The sequence below is a fragment of the Bacteroides sp. A1C1 genome, from assembly GCF_004328515.1.
Lineage (GTDB): Bacteria > Bacteroidota > Bacteroidia > Bacteroidales > Bacteroidaceae > Bacteroides > Bacteroides uniformis.
The window spans coordinates 2,660,309-2,676,642 of the sequence record NZ_CP036491.1 but is presented as its reverse complement, the minus strand read 5'-3'; the positions used below and the strand labels follow the sequence as shown (position 1 = coordinate 2,676,642).

Here is a 16,334-nt window from a genome sequence, read left to right as displayed (position 1 = left end):
ATTATTTATCTTTTAGTCAGAAACCAACAAAGAGGATTTCTATTTTAAAGCCATTTTATTGATTTTCATTATCTGATAGACACCTTCATAATCGGCGGCAAATCCGTCATCGGCTTTGCCCATATCGATTACTTCCAACTCTACGTATACCGGTTTTCCGTTTTTAACTCCTTTCGTCATATCATCATATTTTTGCATGAGTTCTCCGGTCTCATCCACAATCCAATAATCGGCAGAATCTCCTTCGGCTTTGAAGGAACGCACCTCATGGCCGATGACCAGCTCGCCTCTTACCGACAGAAGTTTCTTGGCAGGGGTAAGCACCGCAGCAGGTATTGTTTTTTGATTCAGAGCTTCATTGTTCCTGGCATATTTCAAGAGCAACTCTCCTCTTTTGAGAATCAGGCTGTCCTGCGTCAGTTTTTCTATTGTCAGCGTATCCGTGAAAGAAATATTCTGGTGATTGCCGATGCTGGTACCTGAAAGTAACAACCGGTTTCCTACTTTTTTCCATGCCTCATATTTCAAGGTGGCCATGTTAATGGAAGAGGCGCTTCCGTCCCTATCAAGAACGAAACCTTGTTGCATGCCGGGCATTCCCGGAACCGGCTCCACCCAGGAGCCTTCAATGGAGGCATTGTTGCAAGCAGCCAAAGCAACCATGCCAAGAACAGCAGTTAAATCTCTCAATCTTTTCATATCTCTTCTCTTTTTAAAACTATATTTCTAAACAAAGGAGCTCTTGTTTTTCCTCTATTCTCTTGCAAAAATAATGTTTTTACGGGAACTTCCACGCATCAAAGAATCTTTTCACGAAACAAATTATGAATATTTATTTGGAAATTATTCAAACTAGCATTACCTTTGCACCGAAATTCAAAAACGATATGAACCAGTACTTAACTACAAGATACAATACGCGCAATGCTGCATGGGGCAACAAGACCTTATGCGGGCACTTCATAGTGCACGTACATTGGTTCAGCGGATTCATTTAACTATCCTGCAATTTGCATCTTACTATTTTGCACTTCCCTTACCGAGAAAAGGAGGGAGAGATGCCGTGTATGGAGTTTCCGTTCGGAAAAACCGGACTAACCTATGTATTCACCCAAAAAAGAAAAAAACTTATGTTTACAATTATATCCATCATGTTTATAGGAATCGGTATCGGATACCTAATGCGTAATGTACAGATGTTGCAAAAAGTGGAGAAAAGCGCCTCGCTCACCATCTTACTGCTGCTCTTTGTACTCGGTGTATCCATCGGTTCCAACCGTCTGATTGTTGACAATCTGGGAAGATTCGGGTGGCAGGCCGCCGTACTGGCCTCACTGAGCATTACAGGCAGCATGCTAGCCTCACTGATGGTGTTTCACCTATTTTTTAAGAAAGGAGAGAAGAGATGAAGGGAAGTTTGATGGTTGTTGCATTTTTCTGTGCCGGCTGCCTGATGGGAGTAGCCAATGATTTTCAGTTCGACCTGCACGACTTATCCATGTATGTGCTCTATGCATTGATGTTCCAGGTGGGCATCGGCATCGGGAGCAACAAGCAATTGAAGGAGCTGGTCAAGAGTCTGCGGCCCAAAATGCTTTTGGTGCCGATGGCCACCATTGTGGGAACACTGTTGTTCTCCGCCTTCGCCAGTCTGCTGTTGAGCCAATGGAGTGTGTTCGACTGCATGGCGGTGGGTAGCGGATTTGCTTATTATTCGCTTTCCTCCATTCTGATTACGCAATTCAAGGAACCTTCCATAGGTCTGCAACTCGCCACGGAACTGGGCACCATCGCCCTGCTTGCCAATATCTTCCGTGAAATGATGGCTTTGCTGGGTGCACCGCTCATCCGGAAATATTTCGGCAAACTGGCACCTATATCGGCGGCAGGGGTCAATTCGATGGATGTACTTCTACCCTCCATCACCCAATATTCCGGAAAGGATGTGATTCCTATCGCTATATTCCACGGAATATTAATTGATATGAGTGTACCGGTATTCGTATCCTTCTTCTGCAATCTGTAAACAGCGGGCCAAAAAAGGAGGATAAGGCCTCATTGTATTCATACTTTAACAACGTGAACAACAGAGACTTCTCACTGCAAAGTGAGTGCATGCTTTTTGCAGTGCCACTGCATACCTATTTGCAGTGATACTGCAACTGCTTTGCAGCGCGACTGCAACGGGTTTGCAGTGACGCTGCAAAAGGCGTGCAATGACTTTGCAGCCGGTCACCAAGCTACCGCATACTCGTAGCGGTCGAACTTAGGCTTGGTGCTTATGCCTACTGCCTTGAATACCCGGGCTATCCGTTGCTGTTCTTCGGGAGAGATAGGGCGCTCGCCCTTGCGGCAATGATAGTAATAGCGTTCACAAGAGAAGCATCCCATCACGCGATGGCGCACGGTGAAAAGCAGCTTGGTGGGTACTTCGTCGAAAAGGTGCGTCATACCGCGGGCATAGTGCAGCTGCTCGCTGGAGCGGTAACGGGCACAAGTGGAGGACCCGGACAAGCTGCCGACATAAAAAGGATTCACCGCACGAACGGACTGTGGCTGGGGGCCTTCACTCTCGGACAACAGTTGTGCCGCTATCGCCCGCAAGCAGGAAGAGGCTTTGGGGCACTTCCCGTTACCCGCAAAGCAGTATTCGTACCCATCGGGCACGTCTTGCAATAATATCATCTTATTAATGATTAATGGTTAGTGATTAATGGACGGAGTGCACGCAGATACTTGCCGATGACCTCTGCCGACTCGCTTGTTTCTTTCTCGAATTCTGCGTGCAGTGTCGGGTATCCGGCAAGCAGTTGCATCATTCGCTCACGTCCCACGAACTCGGACTTTCCAGTTTCGGGATTCAGTTCGTAATAGACGCGGGCATGCACCAGTCCCGAAGCATTGATGGCGTCTCCCACTTCACCGCCCAATCGTGTGGCATCATCGGGAGTCATGGTACTGGTGGCTGCTTGTCCCACAGGCTGTGCACAGAAGTAAACCTTTCCGCCGAGCCACATGGCAGGTGCATACCACTGCCCGAAGCGATAACGCTTATAGCGCATCTTACGGCAATTGACATAAAGCGAGGTATCTACCCGTACAGCATAACAACGGGACTTCAAATAACGGCAAAGACCGGGATTGTCGTCTACCGTAATACGATAATCGGCACCGCCCATGAGGTAAATCTGGTTCTTTGTACGCTTCTCAATCTTCAGCGTGGTAACCGTATCGCCACGGTTCTCCACCAACTCTTTCAGATTGGAATACATTACCTGTTGCGCCGCCGCCGGCAAAACCGCCAGCAACATCAGAACGCCTGACAACCAACTCTTCTTCATATCCCAACCTCCTCTTTTCTGAAACTTTGTTTTAGTGAGCGAAAGGTACATTTTTTATCGGAAGTAGACAAAAAATCGCGGAAAAAACAATTGGAAATGTATATCTTTGCCTTAAACTTAACATGTATGAAGCAAATAAATACGATAGATAAAATCAGCGCCGTCTACCGCAACACGGCAGAAGAGGCAAGACAAGAACTGAATAAAGTACAACAGAAGATTTACCGCATCGGCAGCCTGCGCCTGCTGCTGTTTGTGGCAGGAGTAGTAGGAATTATCTATTTCTGGAGCGAGAGCTGGGGTATACTGGCCTGCATTGCCCTCATCACCCTACTGCCATTCCTATTTTTAATGAAATACCACAACCGGCTGTTTCGTCGCAAGGACTATCTGGAAAAGAAGATGGAAATCAACGAGCAGGAACTCGCCGCTCTGGATTACGATACGTCTTCTTTCGATGACGGCGAAGCATACATCGACCCCACCCATCTCTACACCTATGATTTGGATGTTTTCGGTCCGCATTCCCTTTTCCAGTACATCAACCGTACCTGCACACAGCCCGGGAAACACCGCCTCGCCCACTGGCTGGGAAAACATCTCGAGAGAAAGGAAGAAATCATCCGCCGCCAGGAAGCCGTCAGCGAACTGGCTCCGGAACTGAAATTCCGTCAGCGCTTCCGTATCCTCGGCCTGCTGTACAAAGGAAAAGCCGCCGATGAAACAGAACTGTGCCAATGGGCGGAAAGTCCGAGCATCTTCCGGAACCGAAAACTACTGCGCCTCCTGCCGGTGCTGGTGACGGGAGCCAACCTCATCTGCCTCGCACTCGTCATGGCAGGAATTCTACCCGCAAGTATCTACGGCATCATCTGGACCAGCTTCGTCATCTCCGGCTTCGGCTTCACTGGCAAAGTCACCAAGATGCAGGCCATCTATGGCAAAAAACTGCAAATCCTCTCCACCTACGCCGCCCTGCTCCACCTCATGGAAAAGCAGCCTGCACAAGCCACCCTGCTCAAAGAGATAAAACAACAGATTGGCGGAGAAAAACGGAAAGCCTCCCACTCCATCAGCAGGCTGAACAAGCTCATGGATGAACTCGACCAACGCAACAATGTCTTTATGTACGTCATTCTGAACGGCCTCTTCTTCTGGGAGCTGCGTCAAATCATGCGCATTGAAGCCTGGAAAGAGCAATATGCCGCTGAACTGCCCGGGTGGCTCGATGCCATCGGACAAATGGATGCGCTCAACTCACTGGCAACATTTGCCTATAATCATCCGGACTATATTTACCCAAAGATAGTTCAAGCGGAAAGAAAGGGGAAAGGAAACCTGAATAAAGAAGAAGAAAGCAATTCTGAAACGGAAGCCCCCATCAATGCCCCTTCCTCCTTTCGTCTCCGTGCCGAAGCCCTGGGCCATCCGCTGATGAACCGTGACCGCTGTGTCCGCAATGACATCGACATGGTGAAACGACCGTTTTTCATCATCGTCACCGGCGCCAACATGGCAGGGAAAAGCACCTATCTGCGTACGGTGGGCATCAATTACCTCCTTGCCTGCATCGGCGCCCCCGTTTGTGCCCGCCAAATGGAAATATGCCCGGCCCGGCTCATCACCAGCCTGCGCACCTCGGATTCACTGAATGACAACGAGTCCTACTTCTTTGCCGAACTCAAACGTCTGAAACTCATCATAGACAAGTTACAGGCTGGTGAGGAGCTTTTCATCATCCTCGACGAAATTCTGAAAGGTACCAACTCCATGGACAAGCAGAAAGGATCCTTTGCCCTTATCAAGCAATTCATGACTTTGCAGGCCAATGGTATCATTGCCACCCACGATCTGCTACTGGGAACACTCATCGATCTCTTCCCCGATGATATCCGCAACTATCGCTTTGAAGCAGACATTACAGACAATGAACTGACATTCTCCTACCGCTTGCGCCCAGGTATCGCCCAGAATATGAACGCCTGCTTCCTGATGAAAAAAATGGGGATTGCCGTTGCCAACTAATCCCCACCACAGTTAAAGCCAAGTCTAACTCTTTGACTGATTATGCAGCTTTACATTTCTCCAGGAAAGTAGACACTGCAACCGCATCGCTACCCGTAAAGTAGCGTACGGAAGTTACCGGAGTATACGTGTAAGGCACAAACTGATACAACTGTACAGCCGCAAATTTATTATCCTGCGAAATAATGACATCCATGCGCACATTTCCACTGCCGCAACTTTTTATTTCAGTCTCGCCATTCAGCTGTTCATTCTCAATCATATCTGTAAGTTTGCCCAAATATTTCAAATCGAAGAAAACACTGCGTTCCTTGGTCACACTGCCCGTCGGCAAATAGACCACTTCCTTCGATTTCCAAAACAGACGGAACACGCCAAGCAAGACGAATGCCGTACCCAGCACCATCAAAACCATGCTGAGAGTGGAAGATTTATCACTCATCTCAAAAATGGATACAAAAATAAAAACACCGACCAGCAGCATAGCTACTGAAAAGATAAGTCCTGAAACACTGGTACGCTTTACAATATCGGGATGTGAAGACGCAAAAAGAGTTGCGTCAATAGTTTGAGTTGCCATAATTATAATATGTTTTAATGAATTTATTAGAAATAGAAAATACAGTATTCCCCTGCAAAAACACATAGTCTGACCATACACAAGGGAAAAAGGAAAATTCAATAAAACACTAAATGAGAATACGCCTTAGTGTGAAAATGTAATATTCGCACACCGGCTGGCAACGATAATAGGCAGTGGCATCATAGAGTTTCTCACGATGCAGAGACAAAACAGCCGCTCGCTGGGCCAGTTTGTCAATCCAGTCCTTTAAAGAAAATATATATTCCGTGGTAGAAATACGCTGTATACGGGAGTACGTCAGTGAATGTAATTGTCCACCCATACCCGCCAGCTCTGCATCTGGCAGATAAGGTAATTGAGGCATCTCAATATAGGCATCAGTCTGCTCATGTACGGCAATAGTATTCTCACTCACAACATTCCCCCCACTTGCCGCTTTATTTGCAAATGCATCGCTTGCAGTCTGCCATAAGGCCAATGCAAGCACCATGAATCCTATGAATCTTAAGAATTTAGCCATATCTATGTGCAAATATAACAGTTTCTATCAGGAATTTGTTTTGTGCACACATCTTTTAATGTTTCTTGGATGATTTATAGGAAAAAAAAGCCGTTCCAAACAAATTGGAACGGCTTCTATATATAAAAAGAATAGTTGAATTATTCAGCTTTAACTTCCTCAGCAGCAGGAGCTTCGGCAACCGGTGCAGATGTTTCTGCAGCAGGAGCAGCTTCAGTAGCAGCGGCTTTCTTTGAACGGCGAGTACGAGTAGCCTTCTTGGCAACCTTTTCCTTAGCCATATTTTCGTTGTAGTCAACGAGTTCAATGAAGCACATTTCTGCGTTGTCACCCAAACGGTTACCAGTCTTGATAATACGAGTGTAACCACCCGGACGATCAGCAATCTTCACAGAGATTTCTTTAAACAGTTCAGTTACAGCATACTTGTCTTGCAAATTGCTAAATACAACACGGCGGGAATTAGTCGTATCGTCTTTAGCCTTTGTAATCAAAGGCTCAACAAACTTCTTCAGAGCTTTAGCCTTTGCAACGGTCGTAGTGATTCTTTTGTGCTTAATCAAAGAACACGCCATATTAGCCAACATAGCGTTTCTATGAGAGGCAGTACGACCCAAATGGTTGAATTTCTTATTATGTCTCATTTTTTATTCTTTATCTAATTTATATTTAGAAATATCAGTTCCAAACGACAGATTCAGACTTTCCAGCAAATCATCAAGCTCGGTAAGCGATTTCTTTCCGAAGTTTCTGAATTTCAGCAAATCCGTCTTGTTGAATTGTACCAAGTCACCAAGAGTCTCTACATCTGCAGCCTTCAGACAGTTGAGGGCACGTACAGAGAGATCCATATCAACGAGCTTGGTCTTCAGCAACTGACGCATGTGCAATACTTCTTCATCAAACTCTTCATTGCCGTCAGCATCATTTGTTTCCAGCGTAATCTTCTCGTCAGAGAAAAGCATGAAGTGATAAATCAGAATCTTTGCTGCTTCTTTCAGGGCTTCTTTCGGATGAATGGAACCGTCGGTAGTAATCTCAAGTACCAGTTTCTCGTAGTCGGTCTTCTGCTCTACACGGAAGTTCTCTACCTGATACTTCACATTACGTATCGGAGTATAAATAGAATCGATAGGAATTACGTTCACATCGGTGCAATATTCGCGGTTTTCGTCAGCAGGAACATAACCACGACCTTTGTTGATCGTAATATCTATCTGCATAGTTGACTTTGAATCTAAATGACAAATAACTAATTCAGGATTTAACACTTCAAATCCAGTCAAATACTTACCTATGTCACCTGCTTTAAATTCACTTGAATTCTCGACCGTAATACTTACTTTCTCACTCTCGAATTCTTCAACTACTTGCTTGAATCTCACTTGTTTCAGATTCAAGATAATGTTAGTAACATCCTCTTTTGCCCCCGGAACACTGGAAAATTCATGCTCAACACCGTCTATCTTGATAGTAGTGATAGCAAAACCTTCCAATGAAGAAAGCAGGATGCGGCGCAGTGCATTACCCACGGTAATACCGAAACCGGGCTCCAACGGACGAAATTCGAATTTTCCGAATCTAGAGTCCGCTTCCAACATTAATACTTTATCAGGTTTTTGAAATGCTAATATCGCCATGAAATTAATTATTATTTAGAATACAATTCTACGATCAAATGCTCTTTAATGTTTTCAGGAATGTCTGCTCTTTCAGGTACATGCAGCAATTTGCCAACCTTAGAGTTATCATCCCATTCCAACCAAGGATATTTGCTATGGTTAAAACCAGCCAGTGAGTTAGCGATAACTTCCAATGATTTGGATCTTTCACGAACACCGATCACCTGACCCGGTTTTACTGCATAAGAAGGAATATTCACAACCTCACCGTCTACAGTAATGTGCTTGTGGCTCACCAACTGACGAGCAGCTGCGCGAGTAGGAGCAATACCCAAACGGAATACGATATTGTCAAGGCGACCTTCCAACAATTGGAGAAGGATTTCACCAGTAATACCTTTAGCAGTCTCAGCCTTCTCAAACAAGTTGCGGAATTGTTTTTCCAAAACGCCATAAGTATATTTAGCCTTCTGTTTCTCACGAAGTTGAACACCGTATTCAGAAGTCTTTCTCTTTCTGGAATTACCGTGCTGTCCGGGAGGATAGTTCTTCTTTGACAATACTTTATCTGCTCCAAAGATACCTTCACCGAATTTACGGGCTATTCTTGATTTTGGTCCAGTATATCTAGCCATTTCTTTTAAATATTTAATTGTTTATTCATGAACTTGGGTTTGTTGCAGCCGCGATTGCAGAGAGAAAGTTTACAATCCAATAACAAAATCAAGTCTCACTTCTATTAAAGGTAAATTTTAAACTCTACGTCTTTTCGGAGGACGACAACCATTGTGCGGAAGCGGAGTTACGTCAATGATTTCAGTAACCTCGATACCTGCACCGTGGATAGTTCTAATAGCAGACTCACGTCCGTTACCCGGGCCCTTCACATATGCTTTTACCTTTCTCAAGCCAAGATCGTATGCTATCTTAGCACAATCTTGAGCAGCCATCTGTGCTGCGTAGGGAGTGTTCTTCTTTGAACCTCTAAAACCCATCTTTCCGGCAGAAGACCAAGAAATGATCTGACCTTCGCTGTTTGCCAGAGAAACAATAATGTTGTTAAAAGATGAATGAACATGCAACTGTCCATTAGCATCAACCTTCACATTTCTCTTTTTTGCTGCAACTGTTTTTTTTGCCATATCAACAATTATTATTTAGTAGCTTTTTTCTTATTAGCAACGGTTTTCTTTCTACCCTTACGAGTACGGGCATTGTTCTTTGTGCTCTGACCTCTTACTGGAAGACCAATACGATGACGAACACCACGATAGCAACCGATATCCATTAAACGCTTAATGTTCAATTGAACTTCAGAACGAAGATCACCTTCAACCTTATACTCTGCACCAATGATCTCACGAATCTTGGCAGCCTGATCATCCGTCCAGTCTTTTACTTTCAGGTCTCTGTCAACACCTGCTTTATCCAAAATTTTTGCTGAACTACTACGACCTATACCATATACATAGGTCAACGCAATTTCACCTCTCTTGTTTTGAGGCAAATCGACACCAACTATTCTTATAGCCATATACTAAATTATTTTTTTTGCAAAAATAATAATATTATCCTTGACGTTGTTTATACTTAGGATTTTTCTTGTTAATAACATACAAACGGCCATTACGTCTAACGATCTTACACTCTGGCGTACGTTTCTTTAAGGATGCTCTTACTTTCATATCTTAATTTTATTTATATCTAAATACAATTCTTCCTTTCGATAAATCATAAGGAGACATTTCGACTCTTACTTTATCCCCTGGCAGGATTTTGATGTAATGCATCCGCATCTTACCGGAAATATGTGCAGTAATCTCATGTCCGTTTTCTAATTCAACACGAAACATTGCATTAGACAATGCTTCAACTATAACTCCATCTTGTTCTATTGCAGATTGCTTTGCCATATTAATTTCTTAAATTGCTTTATCTCCTAATACTTCTTCAATGAACTCGAATGATGACAATATATCAGCTTCACCAGCACCGACTGCTATCGTATGTTCAAAATGAGCTGCACACTTGCGGTCTTTTGTCCTCACCGTCCAGCCATCACGCTCCATGAGTATTTGTCGGTTACCTAAAGTTATCATCGGTTCAATGGCAATGCACAAGCCTTTCTTCAGCATTGTCCCATAACCACGTTTTCCGTAATTGGGGACCTGAGGATCTTCATGCATTTCCTTGCCTATTCCGTGACCCACAAACTCACGCACCACACCATAAGAATTAGATTCGCAGTGCTGCTGTATCGCATAGCCGATATCACCCAACCGCTTGCCGTGAACGGCATTCTGTATCCCTATGTACAATGCTTCTTTAGTAACCTTCAGTAATTTGCGGACCTCTTCGTCAACTTCACCTACACAAAACGTATAAGCTGAGTCGCCACAAAAGCCATTCATGTAAGTACCACAATCAACAGACACGATATCACCGTCTTTCAATACCACATTATCTCCCGGAATACCATGTACCACTTGGTCATTTACAGATGTGCAAATAGAAGCTGGAAACGGATCGCCATATTGATTAGGAAAACCTTTAAAGGTTGGAACAGCACCATTGTCTCTGATGAACTCTTCCGCTACCCTATCCAGCTCTTTTGTTGTCACTCCGGGCCTTATAACCTTAGCTATCTCAGCCAACGTCTTTCCAACAAGCAAATTACTCCTGCGGAGCAGCTCTATTTCATCTTCTGTTTTAAGAAATATCATTCTTCAAAAAAGATTAATATGCAGCTACATTACCACTGCGGCCTTTAATACGTCCGGATTTCAGCAAACCGTCATAGTGTCTCATTAACAAATGACTTTCTACCTGCTGGAGAGTATCAAGCACCACACCCACAAGGATTAACAAAGATGTACCGCCAAAGAATTGAGCAAACTCAGCTTTCACACCGAATATGCCGGCAAATGCAGGCATAATGGCAACCAAGGCCAAGAAGAAAGAACCAGGCAAAGTAATACGTGACATAATCACGTCAATATACTCGGCAGTTTGCTTTCCTGGCTTGATACCCGGAATAAAACCATTGTTTCTCTTCATATCTTCAGCCATCTGAGTCGGATTAATAGTAATTGCAGTATAGAAATACGTAAACAATATAATCAACACTGCAAAAATCAAATTATACCAAAAGCTTGTATGATCAGTCAATGCACGTACGAAACCGCTTGCATCATTTACATTCGAGAACCCAACAAGAGTGATAGGAATAAACATGATAGCCTGAGCAAAAATGATAGGCATCACGTTAGCAGCATTCACCTTCAAAGGAATATACTGTCTAGCACCGCCATATTGCTTGTTACCCACAATCTTCTTCGCATATTGAACAGGAATCTTTCTAGTTCCCTGCACCAAAAGAATAGCGAATGCAATAACAACCAGCAACACAACAAGCTCAATCAGGAACATTACCAGACCACCAGTCTTGTCCGTCATACGGGAAATCAATTCCTGGAATAAGGACTGCGGCAGACGGGCGATGATACCAATCATGATAATCAGCGAAATACCATTACCGATACCCTTATCCGTAATTCTCTCACCAAGCCACAAAATAAACATACTTCCAGCCGCTAAAATAATGGTAGAAGTAAACATAAACAGAGTCCAATCTAATGAAGCATTTAAAGAAGGACCAGCCTGCATCTTAAGATTGAGCAAATAAGAAGGAGCCTGAACCAAAAGAATAAGAATCGTCAGATAACGAGTATATTGATTCATTTTTCTTCTACCACTCTCACCTTCGCGCTGCAATTTTTGGAAATACGGAACCGCAATACCCAGCAGCTGAATCACAATGGAGGCAGAGATGTACGGCATGATACCCAATGCAAAAATAGAAGCATTGGAAAATGCTCCTCCGGAAAACATGTTTAACAAGGCTAAAAGACCTTCGCTTGTCTGTTGATGCAATTGTGTCAGCATTGACGGATTGATCCCCGGCAAAACGACATACGAACCAAAACGGTAGATTGCCACAAACAATATGGTAATGAGGATCCGTTGTCTCAGATCCTCAATTTTCCATATATTCTTTAATGTTTCAATAGCTTTTCTCATTGAATTAGAGTTTTACTACTTGTCCACCAGCAGCTTCGATGGCAGCAACAGCAGTCTTAGAAAATGCATGTGCCTGTACATCCAACTTAGCAGTCAAAGTTCCGTTACCTAATACTTTTACCAACTGGCTTGCAGAAATGAAACCAGCAGCAATGAAGTCACTGATACCTACAGTCTGCAAGTTCTTTGCTTCAGCCAATTTCTGAATTGTATCCAAGTTGATAGCCTTATACTCTACACGATTGATATTTTTAAAGCCAAACTTAGGAACACGACGTTGAAGAGGCATCTGACCACCTTCAAAACCGATTTTCTTAGAGTATCCAGATCTTGATTTAGCTCCTTTATGACCTCTAGTAGAAGTACCTCCCAAGCCAGAACCCGGACCACGTCCAATTCTCTTTCTTGTTTTAGTAGATCCCTCTGCAGGTTTTAAATTACTTAAGTTCATATTGTAATTCGTTTTATATTCAACAAATAATTACTTAACAATGGTAACCAAGTGTTTAACCTTATCCACCATTCCAAGAATTGAAGGAGTACATTCGTGTTCAACCACACGATTCAACTTATGAAGCCCCAGTGCATCGAGAGTTCTCTTCTGATCAGCAGGAGCACCAATTCTACTTTTAACTTGTTTAATCTTTATAGTCGACATATTCTTCCTCCTTATCCTCTAAATACTTTTTCCATACTAACTCCTCTGTTCTGGGCAACCATACGAGCATCGCGCATTTCACTCAATGCCAAGATAGTAGCCTTTACCAAGTTGTGCGGGTTGGAAGAACCTTTTGACTTAGCCAAAACGTCTGTTACACCAACACTTTCCAATACGGCACGCATTGCACCGCCAGCAACAACACCGGTACCGTGAGAAGCCGGTTTAATAAATACTTCAGCGCCACCGAACTTTGCAGACTGTTCGTGAGGAACTGTACCTTTCAGTACAGGCACTCTTGTCAGGTTTTTCTTTGCAGATTCAACACCTTTGGCAATAGCAGCGGTTACTTCACCAGCTTTACCAAGGCCCCAACCGATGATGCCTTCTTCGTTTCCTACTACCACAATAGCAGAGAAACTAAAAGTTCTACCACCTTTGGTTACTTTGGTTACACGATTAATAGCAACCAATCTGTCTTTCAGCTCTATATCGTTTGTAATCTTAACTCTATTATTAAGTCCTGCCATAATGATTAAAATTTAAGTCCACCGTTACGGGCAGCATCAGCCACCTCTTTTACTCTCCCATGATACAAGTAACCATTACGGTCGAAAACAACAGTAGTAATACCTGCTTCCTGAGCTTTTTTCGCAATCAGTTCACCTACTTTAGCAGCTTGTTCCTTCTTAGGCATTTTTTCAGTCATACCCAAAGAAGAAGCGGCAGCCAATGTCTTACCGGACAAGTCGTCGATAATCTGAACATAGATTTGCTTGTTACTTCTAAATACACTCATACGCGGGCATTCAGTAGTACCTGAAATTTTGTTGCGTACTCTATATTTGATCTTAATTCGTCTTTCTATTTTTGTTGTCATAATAATATCAATTTAAATGATTATTTAGCACCAGCTGATTTACCAGACTTTCTACGAATTTCTTCGCCAACAAACTTAATACCCTTACCCTTATACGGTTCAGGCTTACGGAAAGAACGTATTTTAGAGCAAACTTGACCAAGTAACTGCTTGTCGCAAGATTCCAATATAATCAAAGGATTCTTGTTTCTTTCAGACTTAGTCTCAACTTTAACTTCAGGAGGCAACTGTATAAAGATACTGTGAGTATAACCTAAAGCCAGTTCAATGATATTTCCCTGGTTAGAGGCACGGTAACCTACACCGACAAGTTCCAATTCTTTCTTATATCCTTCTGATACACCAACAACCATGTTGTGTACCAATGAACGGTATAATCCATGGAATGCATGCTTTTGCTTAGGATTATCCAGCATTGCATTTTCATTCTCAGCCAAAACAACATAACCGTCTTCGATGGTAACATTGATAGCAGGATTTACATATTGGCTCATTTCGCCTTTGGGTCCCTTAACGGTAACCACGTCATCTTTCAGAGTAACTGTTACTCCAGCGGGAATACTAATGGGTAATTTTCCTATTCTTGACATTGCTAATTCCTCCTATTAATATACATAACACAAAACTTCACCACCAATCTTTAGTTCAGCGGCTTCTTTGTTGGTCATTACACCCTTGGAAGTAGATATTATAGCAATACCCAAACCATTAATAACACGCGGCATGTCTTTATAACCGGTATATTGACGCAAACCCGGAGAAGAGATTCTCTCCAGCTTCTTGATAGCGTTAACCTTGTTTACCGGATCATACTTCAAGGCAACTTTAATTGTACCTTGAGGACCATCTTCTACAAACTTATAATTAAGAATGTAGCCCTTTTCAAAAAGAATCTTAGTGATTTCTTTTTTCAAATTTGAAGCCGGAACTTCCACAACTCTGTGCTTCGCTTGAATAGCGTTCCGCAACCTCGTCAAATAATCTGCTATTGGATCAGTCATATAAAAAATAAATTAAATTAATCAGGCCTACCCTGACAATATTTAAAAAACAAAATTACCAGCTTGCTTTCTTTACACCGGGAATAAGACCGTTAGAAGCCATCTCACGGAACTGGATTCTGGAGATACCAAACTGACGGATATATCCTTTAGGACGACCAGTCAGCTTGCAACGGTTGTGCATACGAATCGGATTAGAATTCTTAGGCAGGTCCTGCAATTTCTGTGCAGCTTCAAAAGCTTCAGCAGGATCACCAGTTCTAACGATTTGCTTCAACGCAGCTCTCTTCTCGGCATATCTGGCTACTAATTTAGCACGCTTTACTTCACGTGCCTTCATTGATTCCTTTGCCATATTATCAATCTTTTTTAGCGTTTTTAAACGGTAAACCGAATTCCTTCAACAAGGCATACCCTTCTTCATCTGTTTGCGCAGAGGTTACAAAGGTAATATTCATTCCGAGAATTCTAGTAATACTATCGATATTAATTTCAGGGAAAATGATTTGTTCCTGAATACCAAGGGTATAGTTACCCTTACCATCGAACTTACTTTCAATACCCTTGAAGTCGCGAATACGAGGCAGAGCTACACGAACCAACTTTTCAAGGAATTCGTACATTCTCTCACGACGCAGAGTTACCATAACACCAATCGGCATTTTCTTACGCAACTTAAAGTTTGCAATATCCTTACGAGAAATGGTTGCCACGGCTTTCTGACCAGTGATAGCAGTCATTTCATTAATTGCCACTTCAATAATCTTCTTGTCAGCAACAGCCATACCCAAACCTTGATTGATAACAATCTTCTTAAGTACGGGTATCTGCATAGAAGAAGAATACTGGAACTGTGATTTCAATGCAGGCGCAATACGGTCTGCATATTCTTTCTTAAGGCTAGCAGTATTACTCATTACTTAATCTCCTCTCCTGATTTTTTAGAATAACGCACTAAAGTGCCTTCAGCACTTACTTTTCTACCAACACGCGTTGCTTTACCAGTCTTTGGATCAACGGGATTCAAATTTGACAAGTGGACAGAAGCTTCCTGCTTCACAATGCCACCTTGTGGGTTTTTAGCATTCGGTTTTGTGCTCTTAGACACCATGTTGATACCTTCAACGATTGCGCGGTTTTTATCAACAAGAACCTTCAATACACGACCAGTCTTACCCTTGTCTTCACCGGAGTTTACATAAACTGTATCGCCTTTTTTAATATGTAATTTACTCATTACTCAAATCTTTTACAATATTAAAGTACTTCAGGAGCGAGTGACACAACTTTCATGTTAGTAGCACGAAGTTCACGAGCTACCGGACCGAAAATACGACTACCTCTAATTTCACCTGCATTGTTCAACAACACGCAAGCATTATCATCAAAACGTATGTAAGAGCCATCAGCACGACGGATTTCTTTCTTAGTACGTACGATCAAAGCTTTAGACACTGCACCTTTTTTAATATCACTTGAAGGGATAACGCTCTTAACAGAAACGACAATCACGTCCCCTACTGAAGCATAGCGACGACCTGTACCACCCAAAACACGGATACAGAGAGCCTCTTTTGCCCCACTATTATCACATACTGTAAGTCTGGATTCTACTTGTATCATA

Annotated in this window: 27 protein-coding genes; 3 read left to right on the top strand and 24 right to left on the bottom strand. The window is 42.9% G+C overall.

The window, feature by feature from the left end:
- Positions 1-39 precede the first annotated feature (39 nt).
- The gene (locus tag EYA81_RS10780) at positions 40-699 is read right to left on the bottom strand and encodes a lipocalin family protein (RefSeq protein ID WP_117966508.1); all 660 of its coding nucleotides are present in this window, start codon (positions 697-699) and stop codon (positions 40-42) included.
- Between the two features lie 431 nt (positions 700-1,130).
- On the opposite strand from EYA81_RS10780, the gene EYA81_RS10770 reads away from it, so the two are divergent.
- Both EYA81_RS10770 and EYA81_RS10765 read left to right on the top strand, forming a co-directional pair.
- Positions 1,131-1,409, top strand: coding sequence for a LysO family transporter (locus EYA81_RS10770; protein WP_005825664.1), 279 nt, complete (start codon positions 1,131-1,133; stop codon positions 1,407-1,409).
- Positions 1,406-2,026 (top strand): lysine exporter LysO family protein, encoded by a 621-nt coding sequence (locus EYA81_RS10765; RefSeq protein WP_117966505.1) that lies wholly within the window; start codon positions 1,406-1,408, stop codon positions 2,024-2,026. Before EYA81_RS10770 ends, EYA81_RS10765 begins: the two co-directional genes overlap by 4 nt.
- Before the next feature lie 206 nt (positions 2,027-2,232).
- Here the strand turns inward: EYA81_RS10765 and EYA81_RS10760 are convergent, their stop codons facing one another.
- Both EYA81_RS10760 and EYA81_RS10755 read right to left on the bottom strand, forming a co-directional pair.
- Positions 2,233-2,685, bottom strand: coding sequence for a DUF6078 family protein (locus EYA81_RS10760; RefSeq protein ID WP_131225725.1), 453 nt, complete (start codon positions 2,683-2,685; stop codon positions 2,233-2,235).
- A gap of 11 nt (positions 2,686-2,696) precedes the next feature.
- Positions 2,697-3,341, bottom strand: coding sequence for a DUF6563 family protein (locus EYA81_RS10755; RefSeq protein WP_034525464.1), 645 nt, complete (start codon positions 3,339-3,341; stop codon positions 2,697-2,699).
- Positions 3,342-3,467: 126 nt separating this feature from the next.
- Here EYA81_RS10755 and EYA81_RS10750 point away from each other — a divergent pair, with 126 nt between their 5' ends.
- The gene (locus EYA81_RS10750; RefSeq protein ID WP_131225724.1) at positions 3,468-5,366 is read left to right on the top strand and encodes a MutS family DNA mismatch repair protein; all 1,899 of its coding nucleotides are present in this window, start codon (positions 3,468-3,470) and stop codon (positions 5,364-5,366) included.
- Positions 5,367-5,406: 40 nt separating this feature from the next.
- Here EYA81_RS10750 and EYA81_RS10745 read toward each other — a convergent pair whose 3' ends face one another.
- The 21 genes from EYA81_RS10745 to rplN all read right to left on the bottom strand — a co-directional run bounded on the left by EYA81_RS10745 (position 5,407) and on the right by rplN (position 16,333).
- Entirely contained in the window at positions 5,407-5,946 is a 540-nt protein-coding gene (locus EYA81_RS10745) for a hypothetical protein (protein ID WP_131225723.1), read from the bottom strand.
- A 109-nt stretch (positions 5,947-6,055) separates the two neighbouring features.
- Positions 6,056-6,469 (bottom strand): hypothetical protein, encoded by a 414-nt coding sequence (locus EYA81_RS10740; protein ID WP_131225722.1) that lies wholly within the window; start codon positions 6,467-6,469, stop codon positions 6,056-6,058.
- Between the two features lie 140 nt (positions 6,470-6,609).
- Positions 6,610-7,113, bottom strand: coding sequence for a 50S ribosomal protein L17 (gene rplQ / locus EYA81_RS10735; RefSeq protein WP_131225721.1), 504 nt, complete (start codon positions 7,111-7,113; stop codon positions 6,610-6,612).
- Between the two features lie 3 nt (positions 7,114-7,116).
- On the bottom strand, positions 7,117-8,109 hold the full coding sequence (locus tag EYA81_RS10730) for a DNA-directed RNA polymerase subunit alpha (RefSeq protein ID WP_117601011.1): 993 nt from the start codon (positions 8,107-8,109) through the stop codon (positions 7,117-7,119).
- Positions 8,110-8,120: 11 nt separating this feature from the next.
- A complete protein-coding gene (gene rpsD / locus EYA81_RS10725; RefSeq protein ID WP_005825685.1) occupies positions 8,121-8,726 on the bottom strand; it encodes a 30S ribosomal protein S4 in 606 nt (201 codons plus the stop codon).
- Between the two features lie 117 nt (positions 8,727-8,843).
- Complete coding sequence (gene rpsK / locus EYA81_RS10720) at positions 8,844-9,233, bottom strand: 30S ribosomal protein S11 (protein ID WP_002558049.1); 390 nt, start codon at positions 9,231-9,233, stop codon at positions 8,844-8,846.
- 11 nt (positions 9,234-9,244) lie between these two features.
- Positions 9,245-9,625 (bottom strand): 30S ribosomal protein S13, encoded by a 381-nt coding sequence (gene rpsM / locus EYA81_RS10715; protein ID WP_005941839.1) that lies wholly within the window; start codon positions 9,623-9,625, stop codon positions 9,245-9,247.
- A gap of 34 nt (positions 9,626-9,659) precedes the next feature.
- The gene (gene ykgO / locus EYA81_RS10710; protein WP_002558051.1) at positions 9,660-9,776 is read right to left on the bottom strand and encodes a type B 50S ribosomal protein L36; all 117 of its coding nucleotides are present in this window, start codon (positions 9,774-9,776) and stop codon (positions 9,660-9,662) included.
- A 9-nt stretch (positions 9,777-9,785) separates the two neighbouring features.
- On the bottom strand, positions 9,786-10,004 hold the full coding sequence (gene infA / locus EYA81_RS10705; protein ID WP_002558052.1) for a translation initiation factor IF-1: 219 nt from the start codon (positions 10,002-10,004) through the stop codon (positions 9,786-9,788).
- 9 nt (positions 10,005-10,013) lie between these two features.
- Entirely contained in the window at positions 10,014-10,814 is an 801-nt protein-coding gene (gene map, locus EYA81_RS10700; protein WP_117601010.1) for a type I methionyl aminopeptidase, read from the bottom strand.
- Positions 10,815-10,827: 13 nt separating this feature from the next.
- Entirely contained in the window at positions 10,828-12,171 is a 1,344-nt protein-coding gene (gene secY / locus EYA81_RS10695; protein WP_005825690.1) for a preprotein translocase subunit SecY, read from the bottom strand.
- Between the two features lie 4 nt (positions 12,172-12,175).
- Complete coding sequence (rplO, locus tag EYA81_RS10690) at positions 12,176-12,622, bottom strand: 50S ribosomal protein L15 (RefSeq protein ID WP_005825692.1); 447 nt, start codon at positions 12,620-12,622, stop codon at positions 12,176-12,178.
- A gap of 30 nt (positions 12,623-12,652) precedes the next feature.
- The gene (gene rpmD / locus EYA81_RS10685) at positions 12,653-12,829 is read right to left on the bottom strand and encodes a 50S ribosomal protein L30 (protein WP_004291222.1); all 177 of its coding nucleotides are present in this window, start codon (positions 12,827-12,829) and stop codon (positions 12,653-12,655) included.
- A gap of 11 nt (positions 12,830-12,840) precedes the next feature.
- The gene (rpsE, locus tag EYA81_RS10680) at positions 12,841-13,359 is read right to left on the bottom strand and encodes a 30S ribosomal protein S5 (protein WP_005825693.1); all 519 of its coding nucleotides are present in this window, start codon (positions 13,357-13,359) and stop codon (positions 12,841-12,843) included.
- Between the two features lie 5 nt (positions 13,360-13,364).
- The gene (rplR, locus tag EYA81_RS10675; protein ID WP_005656518.1) at positions 13,365-13,709 is read right to left on the bottom strand and encodes a 50S ribosomal protein L18; all 345 of its coding nucleotides are present in this window, start codon (positions 13,707-13,709) and stop codon (positions 13,365-13,367) included.
- Positions 13,710-13,729: 20 nt separating this feature from the next.
- Positions 13,730-14,299, bottom strand: a complete 570-nt coding sequence (rplF, locus tag EYA81_RS10670) for a 50S ribosomal protein L6 (RefSeq protein ID WP_131225720.1) — start codon at positions 14,297-14,299, stop codon at positions 13,730-13,732.
- A 15-nt stretch (positions 14,300-14,314) separates the two neighbouring features.
- The gene (rpsH, locus tag EYA81_RS10665; RefSeq protein ID WP_004291226.1) at positions 14,315-14,710 is read right to left on the bottom strand and encodes a 30S ribosomal protein S8; all 396 of its coding nucleotides are present in this window, start codon (positions 14,708-14,710) and stop codon (positions 14,315-14,317) included.
- Positions 14,711-14,765: 55 nt separating this feature from the next.
- The gene (gene rpsN, locus EYA81_RS10660) at positions 14,766-15,065 is read right to left on the bottom strand and encodes a 30S ribosomal protein S14 (RefSeq protein WP_005825697.1); all 300 of its coding nucleotides are present in this window, start codon (positions 15,063-15,065) and stop codon (positions 14,766-14,768) included.
- A 4-nt stretch (positions 15,066-15,069) separates the two neighbouring features.
- Positions 15,070-15,627: a 50S ribosomal protein L5 gene (gene rplE, locus EYA81_RS10655; protein WP_117601009.1), complete on the bottom strand. Its 558-nt coding sequence runs from the start codon at positions 15,625-15,627 to the stop codon at positions 15,070-15,072.
- Positions 15,627-15,947: a 50S ribosomal protein L24 gene (gene rplX / locus EYA81_RS10650; RefSeq protein ID WP_117601008.1), complete on the bottom strand. Its 321-nt coding sequence runs from the start codon at positions 15,945-15,947 to the stop codon at positions 15,627-15,629. The genes rplE and rplX overlap by 1 nt, the downstream gene beginning before the upstream one ends.
- Before the next feature lie 20 nt (positions 15,948-15,967).
- Positions 15,968-16,333 (bottom strand): 50S ribosomal protein L14, encoded by a 366-nt coding sequence (gene rplN / locus EYA81_RS10645; RefSeq protein WP_005825700.1) that lies wholly within the window; start codon positions 16,331-16,333, stop codon positions 15,968-15,970.
- Position 16,334: the final 1 nt, after the last annotated feature.